General features: G+C 64.0%; 12 protein-coding genes and 4 pseudogenes. 9 read left to right on the forward strand and 7 right to left on the reverse strand.

Annotated elements, in window-relative coordinates; all coding sequences use genetic code 11:
* Window positions 1–121: 121 nt before the first annotated feature.
* Together L0C21_RS16575 and L0C21_RS16580 are read right to left on the reverse strand one after the other, a co-directional pair.
* Window positions 122–1,162 carry an arabinan endo-1,5-alpha-L-arabinosidase gene (locus L0C21_RS16575; protein ID WP_259279501.1) on the reverse strand — a complete coding sequence of 347 codons (1,041 nt, stop codon included), beginning with the start codon at window positions 1,160–1,162 and terminating at the stop codon, window positions 122–124.
* 75 nt (window positions 1,163–1,237) lie between these two features.
* Window positions 1,238–4,048: a TonB-dependent receptor gene (locus tag L0C21_RS16580; protein ID WP_259279502.1), complete on the reverse strand. Its 2,811-nt coding sequence runs from the start codon at window positions 4,046–4,048 to the stop codon at window positions 1,238–1,240.
* A 224-nt stretch (window positions 4,049–4,272) separates the two neighbouring features.
* On the opposite strand from L0C21_RS16580, the pseudogene L0C21_RS16585 reads away from it, so the two are divergent.
* The 6 genes and pseudogenes from L0C21_RS16585 to L0C21_RS17000 all read left to right on the forward strand — a co-directional run bounded on the left by L0C21_RS16585 (window position 4,273) and on the right by L0C21_RS17000 (window position 11,903).
* A pseudogene (locus L0C21_RS16585) lies at window positions 4,273–5,848 on the forward strand (aldehyde dehydrogenase (NADP(+))).
* A gap of 54 nt (window positions 5,849–5,902) precedes the next feature.
* Window positions 5,903–6,888, forward strand: a pseudogene (gene araD1, locus L0C21_RS16590) (AraD1 family protein).
* A 2-nt stretch (window positions 6,889–6,890) separates the two neighbouring features.
* On the forward strand, window positions 6,891–7,823 hold the full coding sequence (locus tag L0C21_RS16595) for a Gfo/Idh/MocA family protein (RefSeq protein WP_259279503.1): 933 nt from the start codon (window positions 6,891–6,893) through the stop codon (window positions 7,821–7,823).
* Between the two features lie 121 nt (window positions 7,824–7,944).
* Window positions 7,945–9,438: an alpha-N-arabinofuranosidase gene (locus L0C21_RS16600; RefSeq protein WP_374940288.1), complete on the forward strand. Its 1,494-nt coding sequence runs from the start codon at window positions 7,945–7,947 to the stop codon at window positions 9,436–9,438.
* Between the two features lie 129 nt (window positions 9,439–9,567).
* Window positions 9,568–11,096: pseudogene (locus L0C21_RS16995) on the forward strand (glycoside hydrolase family 127 protein); the annotation flags it as partial.
* Window positions 11,097–11,153: 57 nt separating this feature from the next.
* On the forward strand, window positions 11,154–11,903 hold the full coding sequence (locus tag L0C21_RS17000; protein ID WP_374940289.1) for a DUF6805 domain-containing protein: 750 nt from the start codon (window positions 11,154–11,156) through the stop codon (window positions 11,901–11,903).
* Window positions 11,904–12,184: 281 nt separating this feature from the next.
* Here L0C21_RS17000 and L0C21_RS16610 read toward each other — a convergent pair whose 3' ends face one another.
* Entirely contained in the window at window positions 12,185–13,045 is an 861-nt protein-coding gene (locus tag L0C21_RS16610) for an SMP-30/gluconolactonase/LRE family protein (RefSeq protein WP_259278894.1), read from the reverse strand.
* Window positions 13,046–13,074: 29 nt separating this feature from the next.
* Window positions 13,075–14,879, reverse strand: a pseudogene (locus tag L0C21_RS16615) (IlvD/Edd family dehydratase).
* Window positions 14,880–15,281: 402 nt separating this feature from the next.
* Here L0C21_RS16615 and L0C21_RS16620 point away from each other — a divergent pair.
* The 3 genes from L0C21_RS16620 to L0C21_RS16630 all read left to right on the forward strand — a co-directional run bounded on the left by L0C21_RS16620 (window position 15,282) and on the right by L0C21_RS16630 (window position 17,928).
* Complete coding sequence (locus L0C21_RS16620; RefSeq protein ID WP_259278896.1) at window positions 15,282–16,202, forward strand: hypothetical protein; 921 nt, start codon at window positions 15,282–15,284, stop codon at window positions 16,200–16,202.
* Between the two features lie 57 nt (window positions 16,203–16,259).
* Window positions 16,260–16,520, forward strand: coding sequence for a hypothetical protein (locus tag L0C21_RS16625; RefSeq protein WP_259279506.1), 261 nt, complete (start codon window positions 16,260–16,262; stop codon window positions 16,518–16,520).
* 205 nt (window positions 16,521–16,725) lie between these two features.
* The gene (locus L0C21_RS16630) at window positions 16,726–17,928 is read left to right on the forward strand and encodes a mechanosensitive ion channel family protein (RefSeq protein ID WP_259279507.1); all 1,203 of its coding nucleotides are present in this window, start codon (window positions 16,726–16,728) and stop codon (window positions 17,926–17,928) included.
* 189 nt (window positions 17,929–18,117) lie between these two features.
* Here the strand turns inward: L0C21_RS16630 and L0C21_RS17005 are convergent, their stop codons facing one another.
* The 3 genes from L0C21_RS17005 to L0C21_RS16640 form a co-directional block, all read right to left on the reverse strand.
* Window positions 18,118–18,777, reverse strand: coding sequence for an AbfB domain-containing protein (locus L0C21_RS17005; protein ID WP_374940279.1), 660 nt, complete (start codon window positions 18,775–18,777; stop codon window positions 18,118–18,120).
* 23 nt (window positions 18,778–18,800) lie between these two features.
* On the reverse strand, window positions 18,801–19,613 hold the full coding sequence (locus L0C21_RS17010) for a family 43 glycosylhydrolase (RefSeq protein WP_374940280.1): 813 nt from the start codon (window positions 19,611–19,613) through the stop codon (window positions 18,801–18,803).
* Between the two features lie 263 nt (window positions 19,614–19,876).
* Window positions 19,877–22,837: a TonB-dependent receptor domain-containing protein gene (locus L0C21_RS16640; RefSeq protein WP_259279508.1), complete on the reverse strand. Its 2,961-nt coding sequence runs from the start codon at window positions 22,835–22,837 to the stop codon at window positions 19,877–19,879.
* Between the last annotated feature and the right edge of the window lie 341 nt (window positions 22,838–23,178).

The raw sequence follows: 23,178 nt of genomic DNA on the forward strand, positions 1-23,178 counted from the left end.
AGACACGGAAAAACGCCGCCAGGATAAGATCCCGGCGGCGATTTTTTAATAGCAACGAAAATTTCTTGCGGAAGCCGGAGGGATTTCGCCCCTCCTCCATAATAAATCAGACAATTATTGTTCAACGAGCCTCGGGCCAGCTATCTTTCGTCCAGACAAGAGGCTGAATCCGCAGCGCCGGCGCACCGCGCCGCGTGGCATCGTAGGCGTGGTAGACGATATAGTCCTGCCCCGGATCACGCAGAATTGCGTTATGACCCGGCCCAACCCAGCGTTTTTGCGGGTCCTGGTTGGCATGGAGCACCACGGTGCCGCCGCCCTCCAGCAGGGGCTTGCCGTCCCGGTCGAGATACGGACCCTGGATAGCCTTCGCCCGGCCGACAACTGTGTAGTAGGTGCTCTTCGTGCCTCGGCAGCAAAAGTCATAGGATATGAAAAGGTAATAGAAACCGTCCCGCTTGATGAGGAATGGCGCTTCCACCGGGTCGGGGTCGAGCGGACGGCGCGCCAACGCCTGCAAGGGGGCCTTGGGGTCCTTCAGCTTGCCGGTCGCAGGGTCAATCTCCGTCAGCTTGATGCCGCCCCAGAAGCTGCCGAATACCATCCACTGCCGGCCGTCGTCGTCATGAAACAGGTTCGGATCGATGGTGTTGTAGTCGTCCGACGGGTGAGACTCGATCACCAGGCCGCGATCGATCCAGCCGAATTTCGGGTCTGACCGGTCCAGCGTCGGCGTGACGGCAAGGCCGATGGCCGAGCGGTTTTTCCCGAAGGTGGAGACGGAATAGTAGAGGCGATATTCGCCGTTCGAGTAGGAAATATCCGGCGCCCACAGGCCGCGCGTGCCCTTGATGCGCTCCGTTGCCCAGGTGGGCAGCTGAACGAACACAGGGCCTTCTTCAGTCCAGTGCACCAGATCCTTCGAGGTGCGCCAGGGAATGATGCCTGCCTTCTCGCCCGCATGGCCGGTTGAGAACAGATGATAGGTGTCCCCCACCCGAATAATCGCCGGATCGTGCACCGGAAGCAGCGTCTCATCCAGTTGGGCATTGAGAGACTTCTCCGAGGCGGCATCGGCGACGGGAGATGTAGAAGCCGAACAGGCGGCAAGAACGGCGGCGAGCATCAACGCCGCGCTGCGTGCGGAAAATCCTTTTGTCATTTTCCTCCCCCTAAAAGCGATTGGGGGCAGCCGAAGCCGCCCCCAACCTTTTCTCATCAACAGAGCACTGTGCGATTAGTTCAGCGAGTAGCGGAAACCGATCGCGAAGGTGCGGCCCGGCAGGCTGTTGCCGAAGTTGGTGGTCTCCGGGCTGCCTGCGCCATCGAAGTAGTAGTAGGACTGGTAGATTTCGTTGGTCAGGTTAACCGCGTCGAAGGTCAGAGCCATCCGATCGTTGACGTTGTAGGTGAACTGAGCATCGAGGCTCTGCTCGGCCTTGCGCCAGATACCGATCGGACCTGCGAACTGGGCCGCCTCGTTGTTGTTGAGGAAGTCGTCGCGCCAGACGTAGGACACGCGCATCCCGACCGGACCATGCTCGTAGGCGAGCGTGACGTTGTAGGAGATATCCGACACGCCGAAGAAATCCGACGACGCCTCGCCGATGATCTCGCCCTTCTCGTTGGTCAGCGGAATGTTCTGCTTGGTATCAAGCAAGGTCATGCTGCCCTGGACGCCAAGGCCGTTGAGCAGGCCCGGCAGTTCGGGGAAGTAGACCATGCCGAGTTCAGCACCCTTCATGATGCCGTTGGACGCATTGACCGGCTGGGTAACGACGAACTGGGTCGCAACATACTTCGGATCGACCAGCTCGCGGACCTGCCGCAGCGGCACCACCAGACCGTCGATCTTGCGGCGGAACAGGGTGGCGTAGATGGCGCTGTCGTTGGCGAAGTACCACTCGAGGCCAAGGTCAAAGTTCTTGGAGCGGGTCGGCTCCAGATCCGGGTTGCCGCCCGAGCCCGTGCCGTAGCCGATGTTGGTCAGATCATCCGTGTAGAGGATGAACGGATTGAGATCGACGAAGTTCGGACGGCGGATGGTCTCGCCATAATTGAAGCGCAGACGCAGGTTGTCCGTGATGTCGTAGCGAAGCGTAACGCTCGGCAGGAACTCGGTAACCTTCTTCGAAGCTGCATCAGAATCGCCAGCGCTCAGCTGGTTGAAGAACTGCATGTCGGTCTCGATGCGGACGGCGCGCGCGCCAACCTGCACGAACAGCGGACGACCAAATACGTCATGCTCCATGTCCGCCTGCACGTAGGCGGATGTGGTCACCTCGTCGAGATCGAAGTTCTTCGCGAACGCCAGCTGATCGCTCAGCACGAGATTCGGATTGACGTTCTGGTAGAGCTTGCGGAACTCGTCGGCATGATTCCACAGGTAGGAGCCGCTCGGCACCACCCAGGAGGACGGCACATTCGACTTGCCATCGAAGAAGTCGTTGTTCGTGTGGTAGAGACCCTCATCGAACTCAGACAGCTTGCGGCCAAGGACACCGGCGTTCTGATCGCGCTGGGCTTCGCTGGCCGAGCGAACATCGTGGCGGAAGCCGAAGCTCAGGCGGGTCAGCAGGCCGCTGTCAAAGTCATAGTCGCCATCGACCGACAAGGTGACTGCCTCACCCTTGCGCTGCACGCCGTTGTCATAGAACTGCGCCAGGGTCCACTGCGACGGATCGGTCATCAGGCTGTTGTCGCCGAACTCCCACGACGGCAGGCCGCCGCCGGCATTGAAGTCCACGGTCACAATGTCAGCCACGCGCTCGGTCCGCAGTGCCAGGAAGTTCTGGGTGAACTTGCTGGTCTGGTAGGACAGGTCGGCCGTCAGCTGGAAGTTGTCCGTGATGTCCCACTTGCCGTTCAGGGCGTAGACGAAGCTGTCGGTCTTCTGCTTGGTCATGTCGCCGCTGTTGAAGCCGTAGATATCACGGACAGTGCGGGACTTGATCAGGTTGGAATCCGGATACAGCGTCACGTCACGGTCCGGATTGCCCCACCAATCCACGAACGTGAAGTGCAGGTTATTGAAGGTCTGGTTGCGGAAGCCGCTGTAGAAGAATTCGAAGGTGTATTCAGACTTTGAATTCGGGCTGTACTGCAGCGCCAGGTTGACCGCCGGGCGTTCGCGCTTGCCGGTCAGGTCGGCGCCGAACATGGCGTCGCGGCCCAGCAGGTAGGGAACATCCTCGCCGTTGATCGGCAGGGTCGAGTTCGGTGCGGTCGGCAGGCCGGAATTGAGGCCCGGAATCCAGATCTGCTGGTCGGGAGCGCGGCCGTCGGTCGGCTGGATACGCTCCAGCGGCGCCCAGCCCGCCGGCGGATTGTCAGCAGTGGCAAACGGCACAATCGCGCCGGCCGTGATGCTCTGATCGCGGAAGCGGGTGCGCTCGTAGCTGACGTTCAGCAGCGCGCCGAATTCACCGGCGCTGGTCTCCCAGCGGTCACTGATGAGGGCGCTGACGTTCGGATTAATCTTGTCCGCCTGCTCGTGATAAACGCCGCGCACGGCGCCGGTGACGGCGAATCCATCAAAATCAAACGGACGACGGGTGAACACGTCGATCTGGCCCGCGATGCCGCTTTCAATCTGCTCGGCGTTGCGGGTCTTGAAGACATCGATTCGGCGAACGAGGTTCGCCGGAATATCGGCCAGCGCAAAATTCTGGCCCGATGCGGTGAAGATGTTGCGGCCGTTCCAGGTGGTGGTGACGTCATCCAGACCGCGGATGAACACGCGGCCCACCTGACCGCTGGCGCGGTCGGTCACCTGAACGCCGGTGATACGCTGCAGCGCCTCGACCACGTTGTTGTCCGGCAGCTTGCCCACGTCTTCCGCGATGATCGATTCGACGATCTGCGTGGAGTTCTTCTTGACCTCAAGGCCGCCCACCAGAGACGCGCGAACGCCGGTGACGACGATGGCGTCCATCTCCACGGCGGAGCCGTCGGTCTGCGCCGTCGCTGCGGCATCTTGAGCCATAGCGGATTGAACACCCATGCCCATCATCAGGACGGATGCCGACAGATACAGTTTGCCCTTCATGAGCCTCATTACAAACCTCCCCAAAACAAAGGTGTGCCTATCTCCGATGACGCTTCACCGGGTGGCATTAACTCAGACAATATGCTTGTATTGAGGAAACGGGCAAGCTATTTTCGCATTAACTCATACAATTTGATGAAACCGTATACAATTTGGTGGCGACCTCGCCGCGCGGCTTTGGTATTCAGGCCGAGCATCGCATCACACCAATCGGAGAGAGTATCATGGTACTGACAGGCGAATTCTTCATCGCAGGGAAAGCACGCAGCTCGAAGGAGACCTTCCGGGCGATCGACCCCGCGACCGGCGAATCTCTCCCCACGGATTTCAGCATCTCCAGCCTCGATGACGTGACAGAGGCTTGCCAGGCGGCCAGAATCCGCCTTTGTGGAGATGCGCGGCATCAGCCACGAGCGCCGCGCCGCGCTGCTCGAAGCCATTGCCGACGCCATCATGGAAATCGGCGACGAATTGCTGGAGCGCGCGAACAAGGAAACCGGCCTGCCGCTGGCGCGTCTGACCGGCGAGCGTGGCCGCACGGTTGGCCAGCTGCGGCTGTTTGCCGCTGAAGTGCGCTCGAACGGCTGGCTGCGCGTTCGCATCGACCCGGCCATGCCGGAGCGCACCCCGATGCCGCGGTCTGACCTGCGGATGCAGATGGTGCCGCTGGGCCCGGTCGCCGTGTTTGGCGCCAGCAATTTCCCGCTCGCCTTCTCCGTCGCGGGCGGTGACACCGCCTCGGCGCTCGCCGCCGGCTGCCCGGTTGTCGTGAAGGGCCACCCGGCCCACCCTGGCACCTCGGAATTGGTAGCCAAGGCCATCACCAAGGCGGTTGCCGCTACGGGCTTCCCGGCAGGCACCTTCTCGCTGGTGAGCGGCACCAGCTACGAACTGGGCACCGCGCTCGTCGCCAACCCGGCGATCAAGGCCGTGGGCTTCACCGGTTCGCGCGGCGGCGGCCTCGCCCTGATGAAGGTGGCGAGCGAGCGCGAAGTGCCGATTCCGGTCTATGCGGAAATGAGCAGCATCAACCCGATCCTGCTGTTCCCGGCGGCGCTCACCGCGCGGGCCGAGGATCTGGGCCGCGCGTTCGTTGCCTCGCTCACCATGGGCGCCGGCCAGTTCTGCACCAACCCCGGCCTCGTACTGGCCGTCGATGGCCCGGATCTGGAGCGCTTCATCGCCACCGCCGCCGAGACGCTGAGCGCCGCGCCGGCCGCGACCATGCTGACGCCGGGCATCTGCCAGGCTTACTCCAAGGGCGTCGAGCAGCTGGCCGCCAACGGCAAGCTGAAGCTGGTCACCCGTGGCCAGACCGGCGGCGTGAACTCCTGCCAGGCAGCCCTGTTCACGATCTCGGCGGAGGACTTCATGCAGGATGAAAGTGCCGCCCAGGAAGTGTTCGGCGCGTCCTCCGTGGTGGTGCGCTGCAAGGACAACCAGCAGCTCATCCGGGTGCTCCGCCACATGGAAGGCCAGCTGACCGCCAGCCTGCACTTCATCGAGGCCGATCACGCCGCTGTGGCCGAAGTCGTGCCGGTGCTGGAGCGCCTGGCAGGCCGTCTGGTCGCCAACGGTTGGCCGACGGGCGTCGAGGTTTGCCACGCGATGGTGCATGGCGGCCCGTTCCCGTCCACCTCGGATGGCCGCAGCACCTCGGTCGGCACGCTTGCCATCGAGCGCTTCCTGCGCCCGGTCTGCTATCAGGATTTCCCGAACGGTCTGCTGCCGGAGGTTCTCCGCAACGGCAATCAGAAGGGCATCCCGCACCGTCTGGACGGCGTCTACAAGGCCGACTGATCCAGCGCATACCAACAACCCATGAGAAGAAGTTAGAGTAAGGGGAGAAGAACCGTGAAGCTGGTTCAGTTACGGGCCCAGGACGGCACGCGGATCGTTGCCGCAGTGGACAATGACGGCGTTGCGCGCCGTATCGACGGCGCCACCAGCACCTATGCGCTGGCGCTGGAGGCGATCAATGCGGGGCATAAGCTGGCCGATGTCGTGGCCGCCCGCCTGACCAGCGACGTGGTGGATCTTCAAGCAGCAGCCGCCGAAGGGCGGCTGCTGCCCCGATCGATCATGCAGACCCTGCCCACGTGCACCTGACCGGCACCGGCCTCACCCACCTGGGTTCGGCCGAGGGCCGCGATAAGATGCACAAGGCCGCCGCCGGCGAGAAGATGACCGATTCCATGCGGATGTTCCTCCTCGGCGTCGAGGGCGGCAAGCCGGAGGGTGGCAAGCCGGGCGTGCAGCCGGAATGGTTCTACAAGGGCAACGGCACCTGCATGGTGGCCTCGGGCGAGGATCTGGTCTCCCCGCACTTCGCGCTCGACGGCAGCGAGGAGCCGGAGATCGCCGGCATCTACATCATTGACCAGGACGGCAATCCGCGCCGCCTGGGCTTTGCGCTCGCCAACGAATTCTCCGACCACGTGACCGAGCGCGGCAACTACCTGTGGCTTGCCCACTCCAAGCTGCGCCCGGCCTCCGTCGGCGCGGAGCTGCTGGTCGGCAGCCTGCCGGAGGACGTGCGCGGCACCAGCCGCATCGTCCGCAACGGCGAGGTGATCTGGGAAAAGCCGTTCCTCTCCGGTGAGGCGAACATGTCCCACACCATTGCCAACCTGGAGCACCACCACTTCAAGTATCAGCTGTTCCGCCAGCCGGGCGACGTGCACATCCACTTCTTCGGCACCGCCACCCTCTCCTTCTCGGACGGCCTCACCACCCAGGAAGGCGACGTTTTCGAGGTGTCCGCCGCGCCGTTCAGCCTGCCGCTGCGGAATCGCCTCCGCATCGCCGAGGCTGAAACCGTCGCCGTGAAGGAGCTGTAAGCATGGCGCCGATCAAAATCGCGCTGGTCGGCATCGGCAAGATTGCCCGCGACCAGCACATTCCGGCGCTCGCGGCCAGCCAGGATTATGAACTGGTTGCCGCCGTCACCCGCCACACCGGGCCGGAAGGCATTCCCTCCTTCCGCACCATCGAGGAAATGCTGGCGGCAAAGATCGAGGTCGATGCCGTCTCCCTGTGCACGCCGCCAGTCGGCCGCTATGCGCTGGCGCGCACGGCGATTGCCGCCGGCCTGCATGTGATGCTGGAAAAGCCGCCCGCCGCCAGCGTGACCGAGGTGGAAGATCTGGCCGACGCGGCGCGCCGGCGCGGCGTCAGCCTCTACACCACCTGGCACACCCGCGCTGCCCCAGCGATTGAACCGGCGCGCAACTGGGTGGCCGACCGCAACCTGCGCGATGTCGTCATCACCTGGCGCGAGGACGTGAAGAAATGGCACCCCGGCCAGGCGTGGATCTGGGAGCCGGGCGGCCTTGGCGTGTTCGATCCGGGCATCAACGCCCTGTCGGCCATCACCCGCATCATGCCGAACCACCTGCATCTGACCGATGCGGAGCTGTTCTTCCCGTCCAACCGCGCTGCGCCGATCGCCGCGCACCTGACCATGAGCGATGCGAACGGCACGCCGGTGCGCGCCGAATTCGACTGGCGCGAGCAGGGTTCGGAGCGCTGGGACATCGACATCGTGACCGACTGCGGCCGCCTCGCCCTCTCCAAGGGCGGCGCGCGCCTTGCCATCGGCGGGGACGTGCAGGTCGATGGCGGCGCGATCGATGCTGAATATCCGGGCCTCTATGCCCGATTCGCCGAACTGGTTCGCAATGGGGAGAGCGAGGTTGACCTTGCCCCGTTCCGGCTGGTGGCCGACGCCTTCATGCTGGGCCGCCGCACCATCGTCGAACCGTTTGTTGAATAAAGAAACTACGCTGCAATAAAGGGGAGAATAACGCGTGGGCATTGCCTTGAAGTTGAAATCCGTCGCGGGCGCTGCCGTGACGGCGCTGGGCGTGCTGGCCCTCACCAGCCCGCAATCGGCCATGGCGAAGAGCGATCCGGTGCCGGTCTCCGTTTCGGTGGACCCGGCCAAGACTGGCCCTGTCATCAACCGCGATATCTATGGCCAGTTCGCCGAACACCTGGGCCGCGGCATCTATGAAGGCATCTGGGTTGGGGAAAACTCTTCCATTCCCAACACCAAGGGCTATCGCAACGACGTGCTCGAGGCGCTGCGGAAGATCCGCGTGCCGGTCATCCGCTGGCCGGGCGGCTGCTTCGCCGACGAGTACAACTGGCGCGACGGTATCGGCCCGCGCGACAAGCGCCCGGTGCGCGTCAACACCCACTGGGGTGGCGTGACCGAGAACAACGAATTCGGCACCCACGAATTCCTCGACTTCACCGAACTGGTGGGCGCGGAAGCCTATGTGGCCGGCAACATGGGCAGCGGCACCCCGCGCGAAATGGCTGAATGGGTGGAGTACATGACCTCCGACAGCCAGTCGTCGCTGGCCAACGAGCGCCGCGCCAACGGCCGCGACAAGCCGTGGAAGGTGAAGTACTTCGGCATCGGCAACGAGAGCTGGGGCTGCGGCGGCAACATGCGTCCGGAATATTCGGCCGACCTGCACCGCCGTTACCAGACCTTCGTGAAGGCGCCGCGCGAAAATCCGGTCATCAAGGTGGCCACCGGCGCGAACGTCGATGACTACAACTTCACCAAGGTGCTGATGGAACGCGCCGCCCATCAGATGGACGCCATCAGCCTTCACTACTACACTTTCACCCACAGCTGGGAAGACAAGGGTCCGGCCACCGGCTTCAATGAAGACGGCTGGGCCACCACCCTGCAGAACGCCCTGCGGATGGACGAGCTGCTGACCAAGCACTCCGCCATCATGGACCAGTACGACCCGCAGAAGCGCGTCGGCCTGTTCGTGGACGAGTGGGGCACCTGGTTCAACCAGGAGCCGGGCTCGACGCCGGGCTTCCTCTACCAGCAGAACAGCCTGCGCGACGCGGAAGTAGCGGCACTGACGCTGAACATCTTCCACCGTCACACCGACCGCGTGCGGATGGCCAACATCGCGCAGATGATCAACGTCCTTCAGGCGATGATCCTGACCGACAAGGAAAAGATGATCCTGACGCCGACCTACCACGTGTTCGACCTGTACGTGCCGTTCCAGGGCGCGACCCCGGTCAACGCGTCGGTTGAAGCGCCGGCGTACAAGAAGGGCGACGTTACCCTGCCGCGCGTCGACGTGTCCGCTGCCCGCGATACCTCGGGCAAGCTGCACATCGCGCTGGTCAACCTGGACCCGACCCGTCCGGCACGTGTCACCACCGACATCGCCGGCGTGAAGGTGAAGGGCGCCAAGGGCCGCGTGCTGACCGCCGACAAGATCGACGCCCACAACACCTTCGACAACCCGAACGTCGTCAAGCCGGTGGCGTTCAGCGGCCGCGTCGAAGGCTGCAAGCTGGTGTTCGACCTGCCGGCCAAGTCGGTCGCCGTCGTCGCCGTCGACTAAGGGAAATACCGACCTTGCGGGAGGAATGTACAGTTCCTCCCGCATCTCCCTTTCGTTTTATCGGGCCGCACCTGCTCCATCGGATGCGTCCCCATAAAACGACCAGAACCATCAAAGGGGAACTCGCACATGCTCTCGCGCCGCACCTTTCTGCTCTCGGCCAGTGCGGTGGCGCTGGCGGGCCCCGCCCTTGCGGAAGCCCTCGGAAAGTCAGCGCGGGAGCGTGTGCGCCCCCTCCCCCTCGAGGCCGTGCGCCTAAAACCCTCCATCCAGAAAAACGCGCTCGAGGCGAACCGCCGTTATTTGCTGGAGCTGCAGCCGGACCGGCTGCTTCACAATTTCCACAAGAGCGCCGGGCTGCCCCCAAGGGCGAGGTCTATGGCGGCTGGGAAGCCCGCGGCATCGCCGGGCACACGCTCGGCCACTACCTCTCCGCCTGCTCGTTGATGTTCGCGCAGACGGGCGACAAGGAGGTTCAGGCCCGCATCCAGTACATGGTTGCCGAACTTGCCCGCTGTCAGGCGGCCCACGGCGATGGTTATGTCGGCGGCACCACGGTCGAGCGCGATGGCAAGGTGCTCGATGGCAAGATCGTGTTCGAGGAAATCCGGCGCGGGGATATCCGCACCGGCGGGTTCGACATCAACGGCGGCTGGGTGCCGCTCTACACTTGGCACAAGGTTCACGCCGGTCTCATCGATGCCTACCGGCTGGGCAAGGAGCCGCGCGCGCTCGACGTGATGCTCGGCATGGCCGATTATCTGGCAACCATTCTGGAGCAGCTTTCCGACGCGCAGATGCAAAAGCTGCTGGCTGCCGAATATGGCGGCCTCAACGACAGCTACGCCGAAACCTATGCGCTGACCGGCAACCCGCGCTATCTAAAACTGGCGGAGCGCATCCGCGACCGCAAGGTGCTGGACCCGATCACGGCAGGAAAGAATATCCTCCCCGGCCTACACGCCAACACGCAGATCCCCAAGATCATCGGCCTGGCGCGGCTTTACGAGCTGACTGGCGAGCCCGGCCACGCGCAGGCGGCGCGCTTCTTCCACAAGACCGTGCTCGACCACCATTCTTACGTGATCGGCGGCAATTCCGAGCGCGAGCATTTCGGCCCGCCGGATGTGCTGTCCCCTTACATCACCGACCGCACCTGCGAGGCCTGCAACAGCTACAACATGCTGAAGCTGACCCGGCACCTCTACGCGTGGGAGCCGGAGGCCCATTACTTCGACTATTTCGAGCGGGTGCACCTCAACCACATCATGGCGCACCAGCACCCAGAGACCGGCATGTTCGTCTATTTCATGCCGCTGACCTCGGGCGCGCGCCGCACCTACTCAACGCCGGATGACAGCTTCTGGTGCTGCGTCGGATCCGGTATCGAAAGCCATTCCAAGCACGGCGACTCCATCTACTGGGAAAACGGCAGGACGCTCTACGTAAACCTGTTCACCCCCTCGACGCTCGACTGGGCGGAGAAGGGCATGGCGTTCGAGCTGGACACCCAATATCCCTTCAGCGAGACGGTGACGCTGCGGGTCACCCGCACCTCCGGCCTGCCGCTGGACATCGCGCTGCGCCTGCCCGGCTGGTGCGAAAACCCGGCAGTGTTCCTGAACGGCAAGCCCGCTGCATTCGAGCGCCAGCGCGGCTATGCCATTCTCAAACGCCAATGGCGGGTGGGCGATCGCATCGAACTTGCCTTGCCGATGCCGCTGCGGACCGAGGCGACGCCGGACAATCCGCGCCTGCTCGCCTTCCTCCACGGCCCGCTGGTGCTCGCCGCCGATCTCGGCCCGGCAGACAAGCATTTCGAGCAGCAGACCCCGGCGCTGGTCTCGCCCGACCCGCTCAAGGCGCTGAAGCCAGTGGATGCGGCGCAGCATGTGTTCCGCATGGAAGGCGCGGTGCCGCAGGCGCTGACGCTGCGCCCCTTCTTCAACCAGTACGACAACCGCACGGCGGTCTACTTCCCCATCTTCAGCCAGGCCGAATGGGCGGGCGAGCGCGAAGCGTTCCTTGCCGCGCAAAGGGAAAAGGCGGCGCTGGAGAAGCGCACGGTCGATGTGGTCTTCCTCGGCGAAATGCAGCCCGAACGCGATCATAATTTCCGCTCCAACCACAGCGATCTGCTCTCCTGGCAGGGCCGCAGCGGCCGTCAGGCATGGTGGGGCGAGGGCAATTACATCGAGGTGGACATGGCCGTCCGCCCCGGCCCCATGGTGCTGCGCGCCCTCTACTGGGGCGAGGAAGTGAACAAGAACTTCGATATCCTCATCGATGGCAAACGCCTCGTGAACGAGCGCCGTCAGGCCGAGCCGGTAAAGAAGTTCGTCTCCGTGGACTATGCCCTTCCCGAGGCGCTGATCCGCGGCAAATCCACCATCGCCGTGCGCTTCGAAACCCGCGGCAGCGACGCGCCGGTTTATGAGCTGCGAACGCTGACGGCTGGCAAGTGAATGTTTGTGTAAGGGGGCATGGAAATGAAAGGGGGACTTGTCCCCCATTCGTTTTATCGGGCCGTACCCGGTCGTACTGGCGCTACCTGCTGGATGCAGGGCGCGGCCCTATAATTCTCATTCTATTATTGGGGCGTATGTCAGGCGGCGCTGGAAGCGCCCCGCAAAACGAATGGGAGGTGCAGGAGGGACCGAGTCCCTCCTGCAAAACGAAAAACACAGACAAAAAAGGCGGCGGGTTGAGACAACCCACCGCCCGTTCAAACTTCAGGACGCAAACCTTATCCGCCGAAGCGCCCGCAGGGCAGGCCCCGCACGCCGGGATTCACCTCGAAGAGGCTGCCCGCGAGGGGCTCGTCGTCCTTGCCGACGGCGGCGGAGGTGACGAACATGCGCTCAAAGTTTTCGCCTGCGAACACCACGTTGGTGATCTGCGATGCCGGCAGGTGGATGGAGCGTTCCAGCGTGCCGTCGGCCGAGAAGCGGCTGACGCGGCCGCCGCCCCAGTGGGCGACCCAGAGGCCGCCTTCGCTGTCGACGGTCATGCCGTCCGGGTAGCCCCAGTCTTCCTGGAATTCGATGAAGACGCTGCGCTCGTCAAGGCTTCCGTCGTCGTGGAGAGCAAAGCGGTAGATGCGGCGCAGTTCGGTATCGGTGTGGTAGAGCCACGTTTGGTCGGGCGACAGGGCCGGGCCATTGGCGACGGTGTAGCCATCGTCCATCTTATGGACGGAGAAGTCCGGGTCGAGGCGGTGGAAGGCCCCGGTCGGACGGTCCGCGTCCACGTGCATGGAGCCCGCCCAGATGCGGCCATGCCTGTCGGCCTTGGCGTCGTTCATCCGGTTGCCCGGCAGGTGCGGGTGCGGATTATGGATAGGCCGGATGGCAAGCGGCTCAAGCTCCAGCTCGACGAAACCGCTCTGGAACCCGGCGATGAAGCCGGGCTTGTTTTCCCGCTCGATCACCCAGCCCACCATCTCGGGCACGCTCCAGCTGGCGATGGCGCCGGTCCCGAAGGAGAGCCGGTGCACCGCCTTGCCGATGATGTCCGTCCAGTAGACCGCGTTGTCCCGCGGGGACCAGTAGAGGCCTTCGCCCAACTGGTCCCGCACGTCGCGTTCGATGATGCGATAATCAGCCATCAAGCCCGCTCCCCTTCAGGCCGCGCCTTTTAGTGGTTGTGCCGCGGAACGCCGTGCTTCTGGGCGATCCGCTGGTACTTCACGGCAGGCTCAAGCACAGCGCCGGTTTCCATCTGGCCGATGGTCATGCGCTGGATTTCCTGCCACGGCGTCTGGCTTTCCGGATAGGGAAGCCGCCCTTGGCCTCCAGCTCGCGGCGGCGCTCCGCCAGTTCCTCGTCGCTGATAAGCACGTTGGCCGTGCCCTTGCGGAGGTCGATGCGAACCCGGTCGCCGGTCCGCAGCAAGGCAAGACCGCCGTTGGCCGCCGCTTCCGGCGAGGCATTGAGAATGGACGGCGAGCCGGATGTGCCGGACTGCCGGCCATCGCCCACGCACGGCAGCGAATGGATGCCCGCCTTGATGAGATGCACCGGCGGGCGCATGTTCACCACCTCGGCCGCGCCGGGATAGCCGACCGGACCGGCGCCGCGCATGATGAGAATGGTGTTCTCGTCGATGCCGAGCGCGGGATCATCGATGCGGTGATGGTAGTCCTCCGGACCGTCGAACACCACGACCGGACCTTCGAAGGCATCCGGATCGTTCGGGTTGCTGAGGTAGCGCTTGCGGAATTCCTCCGAAATCACGCTCAGCTTCATGATGGCGCTGTCGAACAGATTGCCGCGCAGCACGGAGAAACCGGCGGATTCCTTCAGCGGACGCTCGAACGGACGGATCACCTTCTCGTCCTCGATCGTGGCGTCGCGGTAGTTCTCGCCAATGGTGCGGCCGTTGGCGGTGAGCGCGTTCTCGAACACCAGGCCCTGGCGCATCAGCTGGTTCATCACCGCCGGAACGCCGCCCGCGCGGTAGAAATCCTCACCCAGATATTCGCCTGCGGGCTGCAGGTTGACCAGCAGCGGGATATCGCGGCCGTAGGTCTGCCAGTCATCGATGGTCAGCTCGACATCCAGGTGGCGCGCCAGCGCGGCCAGGTGGATCGGCGCGTTGGTGGAGCCGCCAAGCGCCGCATTGGCGCGGATGGCATTAATGAAGGACTCGCGGGTCATGATGTCGGACGGCTTGCGGTCGGCCCGCACCATCTCGACGATCTGGAGGCCCGTGCGGTAGGCCGATTCCTGGCGGTCGCGCAGCGGCGCGGGAATGGCGGCCGAACCCGGCAGCGACATGCCCAGCACCTCGGCCAGCGAGTTCATGGTCGTTGCCGTGCCCATGGTGTTGCAGTAGCCGGTGGACGGAGCCGAGGACGCCACGAGCTTGATGAAGCCCTGGTAGTCGATCTCGCCGGCAGCGAGCAGTTCGCGCGCTTTCCACACGATGGTGCCCGAGCCGGTGCGCTCACCCTTATACCAGCCGTTCAGCATCGGGCCGACCGACAGGGCGATGGCCGGAATGTTGACGGTGGCCGCCGCCATGAGGCAGGCCGGGGTGGTCTTGTCGCAACCGATGGTCAGCACCACGCCGTCGAGCGGGTAGCCGAACAGCACCTCGACGAGGCCCATGTAGGCCAGGTTGCGGTCGAGACCGGCGGTCGGACGCTTGCCGGTTTCCTGGATCGGATGGACCGGAAATTCGAAGGGAATGCCCCCCGCCTCGATGATGCCGGCGCGAACGCGTTCCGCCAGGACCATGTGATGCCGGTTGCAGGGGCTGAGATCGCTACCCGTCTGCGCGATACCGATGATCGGCTTGCCGGACTGCAGTTCCTCCAGCGACAGGCCGTAGTTCATGTACCGCTCGAGATACAGCGCGGTCATGTCCGCATTGGACGGGTCATCGAACCAGGCGCGCGAGCGCAAAGGCTTGGAGGCGTTATTACGATCCTGGGACATGATGCCTTCGTTTTTTCTAAGACGTTGAGAACTAAGATTGATGAGTCAAGAACGCCAACCAAATACCGTCAGCCAGCCCTCCCCGGCCGATCGCGACTTTGGCAACGTCGCTCATTAACTCAGACAATTACAGAACCATTGGGGATGTGCAAGTCCCAATCTCCTTGGAATGCCTCGATTCATCCGGACTTATGCAACACGGCCGAACAGGCCGGGAAGATGCGCCTGGAAGATCGGCGCTACAGGCGGAATACGCTAATTCCGGAGGCGAAATCAACTCGCCGGCGCCGCGACTCGATTGGCTTGATATTAGCATCGACTGTCCGGCCCCAGCTCTGGAACCAGGCCGCATCTATCGCTGTTGGGGCAGAAGCCAACCCTGTTGTTTGATTGGGATGTCTCATGGCCAGGATAGCGCTGAGCTTACCGCTCCTGCTGATGGCAGCGCCTGTCCCCGCTCAGCAACAGCAGCAGGGCCTGATGCCGGAAGCCGACGAGAAGCCATCAGAGATCATAGTGAAGGAGAAACCCACGCAGCGGCGGCAACCCGATCGCTTCAGCATCGATACCGGCATGCGGGTGGCCGGCCAGTACATCTCGCGCGGGGTCGCCTTCTCCGAGGAGCCGAGCCTGCAGCCCTACGTGACGCTAACCATCGCCTTGCCGGAGCTGTCAGGCGGACCGTTTGAGGAAGTGCGCTGGTTCGTCGGCAACTGGAACAGCTTCCAGTTCGGCGGGCCGGGTCTTGGGCAGGAGAACAGAGGAACGCTGTCCGGCTGGTACGAGGCGGACCTTTACACTGGCGTCTCCGCCGAGCTGGCGCCGCGCTGGAGCATGTCCGCCGCCTATTACTATTACCACTCCCCCGCCCACTCCTTCCGGGGCTACAGCGATTTTGAGTGGATCGTGAGCTATGATGATACCGGCCAGTGGGAGGGGATCCTTCCCTTGAAGGATTTCACCCTCGCCCCCTCTCTGCGGATCACCCAGGAGGTGGGCCGGCCGGGCCGGGCGGATGCGCTCTATGTCCAGCCGTCGCTCACCGCCTCGCTCAACCTCGGCAGGGAAGACAGGCCGGTCTGGTTCCGCATTCCGCTCGTCCTTGGGCTGTCAGACGACTATTACGACAGCGCCAACGGGGGAAAGGTCACCTTCGGCTATTTTCGCACCGGCGTCACCATCGCCACGCCGGCGTTCGAACTGGCGGGGAACCCGTTCATGGTGGGCGGCGGCGTCGACATCTGGATGCTGAACGACAAGGTGGTGAACGGCCTTAACGACAACGAGCTGGTCTGGCGTTTCGGCTTCCGCTGGTCGTTCTGACAGACCGCAGCGTGGCGGCGCGTGGCACCGGACGGCCAGACATGTCGTTATTCCTCCATGATCGGTCGTCTTGTCTTCTTCCGGCTGCCCGCCGCTGCCCGCTGGCGCGCCGTCCTGCCCGGCCTTGCCTTTCTTGCCTTTCTCCTGTGCCTGCCCGTGGCGCCGGCGATCTCCCAGGCGCTCACCGCCCCGGCCCCCGCCGAGGAGGAAGCGCCCGCCCCGGTCGATCCCTACGGCCGCGGCACGCCGGAGGAACCGTCGCCGGTTTCGTTGATGCCATCGCCAACCAGGACTACGAGCGCGCCAGCGTTTACCTGAACCTGGAGGATATTCCCCGCTCCCGTCGGCACAAGCGCGGGCAGGCGCTGGCCCGACAGCTCCAGACCCTTCTGGACAGGGGCGGCCAGTTCCTGCCCAGGGCAACGATCAGCAACACGGCGACCGGCCATCTGGATGACGAACTCGACCCCAAGGTCGATCAGGTGGGGACCATTCGGGGCGGCAAGGGTCGGTCCCTCTGCTGGTGGAACAGGTGGACAGCGAAACCGGCCCCATCTGGGTCATCGCGGCCGAAACGCTGGATGCCGTGCCCGACCTTCTGGCCGAGGGTGAAAACTCAGATGCGGCGACGCTGCTTGAGCGATGGCTGCCCGAGCCGTTTCTCAAGACTGACGTTCTGGGCGCGCCCGTGGGTCACTGGCTGGCGCTGTTCGGCCTGACCCTGCTCTCCTACCTCGCCTCCTGGCTGTTGATCGCGATTGGCCTGCAGATCGATGCCTGGTGGTATCGACGGCGGCACAGGGAGGCGCGCTCCGTCTTCTCAACCCTTGCGCCGCCGCTGCGCCTGTGGATCGCGGCCGTTGCCGTCACCTTCATCGCGCCGCGCCTGGGCCTGTCCATCGTGGCGCGGGAACTGTTCGGCCGCGTCATCCAGGTGGTGGCCTGGATCGCTTTCGCCTGGCTGGCCTGGCGGGTGATCGATGCGATCGGCGGCGTTATCATCCGGCGGTTGCAGCAGCGCGGCACCGGGCAGATCGCCTCCATCGCCGCCTTCATCCGCCGGCTCATCAAGGCGGTCATCGTCGTCATCGGCATCATCGCGATCTTCGATACGCTCGGCTACGACATGACGGCCGGTATCGCAGCCTTGGGTGTTGGCGGCCTGGCCCTGGCGCTGGGCGCGCAGAAGCTCATCGAGAACCTGGTGGCCAGCGTCACCATCCTTGCCGACCAGCCGGTGCGGGTGGGCGAGTTCTGCAAGGTGGGCGACACCATGGGTACCATCGAGGAACTGGGCATCCGCTCCACCAAGATCCGCACGCTCGACCAGACCCTCGTCGTCATTCCGAACAGCGATTTTGCCGCCAAGCAGATCGAGAACTACAGCCGCCGCGGCCAGTTCTGGTTCCACCCCATGATTAACCTGCACCAGGAGACCTCGCCGGAGCAGGTCCGCCTTCTCCTTGAGAGACTGCGAACGCTGCTGGCCAAGGACAGCCGGTTCCCCGAGCCGCCACGCGTGCGCCTGCTCGGCGTGGGAAATGACCGGTTGCCGATCGAGATTTTCAGCTATGTGCTCGTGCCCGACTACGACGCCTTCCTCGCTGTGCAGGAGGAGGTGACGCTGCAAATTCTCGACCTCGTGGCGGAGCTTGGCCTGCGACTTGCCCCGCCCACCTTCAGCAGCCTGGGCCCGGCGCCGTCGTCGCGCCCACCCGCCGGCTGACCCCAACGGCCATGGAACCAGCAGGAAGCGCATCCCTGATGACGGGCCTGGGCGGCGCAGCAGGGGGCCGGAGCGGCGCCGGAAATGCCCGCTTATCCTTCCCCCAAAGGAAAAGCCGGAGACCCGCGCGGACCTCCGGCTTCCCTTGCGATGCCATGCCGCCCTGCGGCGGCGTTGCGGCGCGCCGCCTCAGCTGACGAGGAAGGTCGCGCCGGTCCGGTCCACGTCGCTGCTCACGGTTGCGACCCGAACACTATTGCCGGCAACGCGAAGATAATTGTCCGCGGCGCCCGCCGCCGCGAAGGAGACGCCCTTCGGATCCGCCAGCCCCGCGACGCGGCGGAAGCTGCTCTGCTGGGCAAAGGCCGGGGTGCCGTCATTTTTGGCCACCACCAGCTCGCCCGTTTCCGTAAGGCGCAGGAACTGGCCCGGCGCGGTGACCGGCTCCAGCGACACCGTGCCGTCGCCGGCCAAGCCCGGCTTCTGGCGGAACTGGGTATCGGGCAGCGCGCCACCGTTGTCCGCCAGCAGCTTGCCGCCTTCGTGGCGCAGGTAAACGCCCTGACGGCCTGCGGGCGAGAAGCGGTCCGGCACCTCGCCGTTGCCGACGGGGATGCCGAAATCCGGCGTGCCGTCCGGCCGGTAGTACAGGCGCTGCACGCGGGTGTGGCGGTTGGGATCATAGAGCGGATCGCCCTCGATCTCCTTGTAATCGCGGCCGTGGTAGACGAGGACGTCGCGGCCCTCTTCGTCCACGGTGAAGCTGTTGTGGCCGGGGCCGTAGACCTTGGTCAGCTCGGAGGTGACGAACACCGGCTCCGGCGACTTGGTCCAGGAGGCTGCCGACATCAGGTCCGCGTTCTCGTCCGCCGTCAGCAGGCCAAGGCAGTAGCGGGGTCGGTGGCGCTGGCCGAATAGGTGAGGAACACCTTGCCGTTGCGGGCGAGGAAGGCCGGAGCCTCGGCCACCTTGAAGCCCCGGATTTCCCACGGCAGCGTCGGCACGGTGAGACGCAGCGGCTCGGCCCCAAGGGTGGTCGGCGTTTTCAGCGGGGCGAGATAGAGGTTGCTGTTGGTGTCGATGCCCGGCTCACGCTGCGCCCAGCAGATGTAGCGCACGCCCTTGTGCTCGAAAACGGTCGAGTCGAGGTTGAAGCTGTCCCACGGGGTCTCAAGCTCACCCAGCACCGACCACTCGCCCTTGAACGCATCGCCCGAGGGGCCCTGCAGCACATAGGTGCGGATTTCGAACACGTCGCCGGGGCGCTGGCCCGCATTGCCCGCGGCGAAGTACATGTACCAGCGGCCGTCGATCTCGTGCAGCTCCGGCGCCCAGATGTGGCCGCCCATCTTGCCTTCCGTCGGGCGATGCCAGACCACCACTTCCTCTGCCGTTCCCAGCCCCGCGAGGGTGGGCGAGCGGCGGATGATGAGGCGGTCGTACTCCGGCACGGAGGCGGTCATGTAATAATTGCCGTCGGTGTGACGGAAGATCTGCGCGTCGGCCCGCTGCTGCACCAGCGGATTGATGGGCGTGGGAGCCTTCTGGGTCATGCCGTCGCCGCCTTTCTTGCCGTTACCCTGTTCTTCGGACGAGCCTCGACCGCCGCCGCTGCAGGCGGCAAGGGTGGTGGCAGCCGCAGCCGCGACAAAGGCGCGTCGTGACATCAGATACTTAGCAATCATGAAAATCCTGTCCCCAAAGCGTTTGCGGGCTTCGCCCTATTTATTACTCAGACAATTGCAAAAGCTTGGGAGCAGTTCAAGCCGAAATCGGTCGGCTTCAGGTTTGGGCGGGGCGCTATCGCAGCCAGGGCCTGCGCCCGCAAGGTGATTCAGCCCATGGCCAAATGGCGCGCCTGAAGGCGCGAACCCAGGAACTTGCCGCATAAAAAAAGACCGGCCCGCTGGGAAGCGGGCCGGTCCAGGCTGGACACGTGTGTGTGTTTTTAGAACTCTGCGGTCAGACCGACGAAGATCGTCCGGCCGAGAGGATCGTACACACCCGGGTAGGTGTTGCCGTTGCCGAAGGAGCTGAGCAGCCCCTGGGCAATCGCCGGCGGGTCCTTGTCGAACAGGTTGTTGATACCGGCGCGCAGGACCAGGTTCTGGTACACCTCAACCGTACCGCTCAGGTCGAAGTAGCTGTAGGCCTTGAGCTTGCGGTTGATGATGTACGGCGTGCCCTTGAGGAACTCGTTGTCCGTGTTGCTGGACAGCTTCGTTCCGCCGAAATAGCGCCAGTTGAGCGACAGCGTGGCGTTCGACCACGGCATCTCCCAGGTGGTGCGGAGGTTGTGGCGCCAACGCGGCGTCGGCTGACCGCAGGTCGGGCCGTAGAGACCGGCGCAGTCGTAGGTGCCGAGGCCCGGCAGCTGCTTGACGGTCGACTTGTCGAGGTAGGTGCCAACCAGGTCGAAGTTGAGGCGACCGGCGTTGTTGAGGCCGACATCCTCGAAGTCGAAGCGGTAGTTGGCGCTCACGTCGATACCGGAGGTCTTCAGGTAACCGGTATTGAGCGTGGTGCCGACCACGTAGCCGTCGGTGCCGAACAGCACGCCCGTACCCGGAGCCCGGTGGAACAGGTCGCAGAAGTAGGGATTGCCGGTCTGCACGCACTGGTTGATGGTGAGGGTCGGGTCAACCGAGCCGATGTAGCCGTCCACCTTGATGTTGTAGTAGTCGAGCGACAGCGACAGGTTCGGCAGGAAGGTCGGCGTCAGCACCACACCGAAGGTGTAGGTGTCGGCCTCTTCCGGCTTCAAGAGCGGGTTGCCGCCGCCCTGGGCCACGCACATGTTCGCCGGGCATTCCGGAATGTTGCCGTACTGCTCGGGCGAAACGCCGGTGAGCTGGCACTGCTCCATGCTCGCCACCGGCGAGGTGCCGGCGCACGGATCCTGTGCCGACACGTTGCCGAGGCCCTGAGAGGCGAACAGCTCGTTGATGTTCGGGGCGCGGATGGCGTGGTTGTAGCTGGCGCGGAAGCGCACGTCGCGGCTCGGCGCATAGTCCAGTTCGCCCTTGTAGGTGGACGCGCTGTACTTGGTGACCGTGCCGGTCTTGCTGTCATTGGTGTATTCCGAATAACGGAAGCCACCCGTGATGCTGAGCGACCTGGCGAACGGCATGTTCTCAAGGATGGGAACGCCAACTTCTGCGTAGACTTCGTTGACCTTGATGCTGCCCTGAGATTCCAGGGTGCCCTTGGCCTGAGCCAGAGCATCGGCCTCAAAGACCAGGTTTTCGCGGCGATGCTCCACACCGAGCGCGAAGCCGACGCCGCTCGACGCCCACGGGCTGACGATGCCGTAGTTGGTCAGGTCGCCGCTGATGTTGGCGCTGAACATGGTCAGCGTCTGCTCGCCGCGGGTGAACGTCGGCGCGTAGATGTAGTCGTAGGCCGACGGGTCGATGTTGCCGTAGCCGAACACATCCATCGGCACGCAGTTCGGATCGGTGCCGTCGATGACCGACTTACAGGTCGGCACGCCGTCGACGTTGACGACTTGCAGAGCCTTCTTCGCCTTGGCCGGATCGACGTCGTTCTGGTAGTTCTCGTTAAAGATCGAGACCGCGCGCAGAGCGCCGACGTCATAGCTGATGCCGTCGAAGATGTCGCCGCGCACGCCGCCGGTGAAGCGGTAATTGGTGTGACGCAGCGAGTCCCGACGCGGCGAGCTGCCTTCGCCGGTCAGGCGGTAGCCGATGAAGGTATCCCGGCTGGTATCGGTGCCGGCAGCCGCACCGCACAGGGCGGTCGCCTGCTGCGCGCCGAGCAGCGGGTTGTCGCAGTTGATGGAGTAGACCTCGCCCGCCCACAGGCCGCCGGAGGCTGCCTGCGAGTAGCTGTGGTCGTCCATGAACATGAAGCTGCCGTAGACTTCGGCGGAAGGAGCCAGCTCATAGTGCGCGAAGGCGCCCGCGGTGTAGCGGATGTCCGAACGCTGGATGTAGTTTTCCGGCGCGTAGTTGAAACGGAACGAGCTGTCGTAGGGAACCCAGGTTTTGCTGCCGTCCTTGGTGTTGTTGTAGTTCACCGGAGAGCCGGTCACGGGGTCCTTCAGAACCGTGAACGAACCGTACTCGTTGTTGCTTGAGCCGCCGCAGGCAAAGGCGCTGTTGCCTTCACCGGTCGGGTCGAGAGCGCAAGCCGAGTAATCGCGCGAACCCTGCAGCACCGGGCGAACCTTGCGGTAGCCGGCGTACATGGTGACGTTGCCCTTGCCGTCGGCAAAGTCGGTGCCGGCCGCGATGTTGATGTCGTACTTGCTGCCGTCGGTCACCGAACCCGGCGCGGTTTCGTAACCGCTGTCGCGCACCAGATCGCGCAGGCTGTCGTTATTATTGTTGTGCTGGTAGAAGCTGTATTGAGCATCGGCGCGGATGCCGTTCAGATTCTTCCGCATGATGAAGTTGACGACGCCGGAAATCGCGTCGGAACCGTAAACGGCCGAAGCACCACCGGTCACCACGTCGATGCGCTCAACCAGCGCGGACGGAATGAAGTTCACGTCCATCGCCTGGGACGGCAGCAGGCGCTGGCCGTCCATCAGCACGAGCACGCGGTTGGAGCCGAGGTCGCGCAGGTTGATCTGCGCCGTACCGTCCGCGCCGTTCGAGACGTTCTCGTTCGCGTCAGGCGTGAACTGCGGCATGCGGTTCAGCACACTGTCGACGTTGGTCGCGCCCTGGTACTTGATTTCCAGATCGCTGACGACGGTCAGCGGGCTGTTGCTCTCGAGGTTAGGCCGGCGGATACGCGTACCCGTGACCACAATTTCTTCCATCGAGGCGCTGGCCTGTTCGCCGGCGGACTGGGCCGCGGCGGTAGACACAGCAAACGGCGCGGCGATTGCCACCAGCGCGCTGCCTGCCATGAAATGTAAGCGGATCGAACTTCTTTTCATAAATTTCCTCCCTGTCGCGTCCTCCAACGCGATGGGGGCATTTAAGCACGTGAAACAACTTATACAAAATAAATTATACGATCTATGACCATACCAACTACGACGAGCATGGCAGGTGCGGCTCTCGTGCCACACTCAGGCTTAACTCATTGATATTATTTAAGGTCTTTCAGCACTTGCAAAACAGCCGCCCAAGGCGGCCAAGCCCAGGCGGCTGAGGAAAATCCTTGAATAGTCTGAGTTATTTAGCCGAGCCTGGATCGCAGTGGCGCGGGCCTGCGGCATCGGGCCGGAGTTCGCCCGCCAGGTCAAGCCAGCTCATTAGAACCAGCCGACCCGGC

The sequence above is a fragment of the Pedomonas mirosovicensis genome, from assembly GCF_022569295.1.
GTDB classification, from domain to species: Bacteria; Pseudomonadota; Alphaproteobacteria; order Sphingomonadales; family Sphingomonadaceae; genus Pedomonas; species Pedomonas mirosovicensis.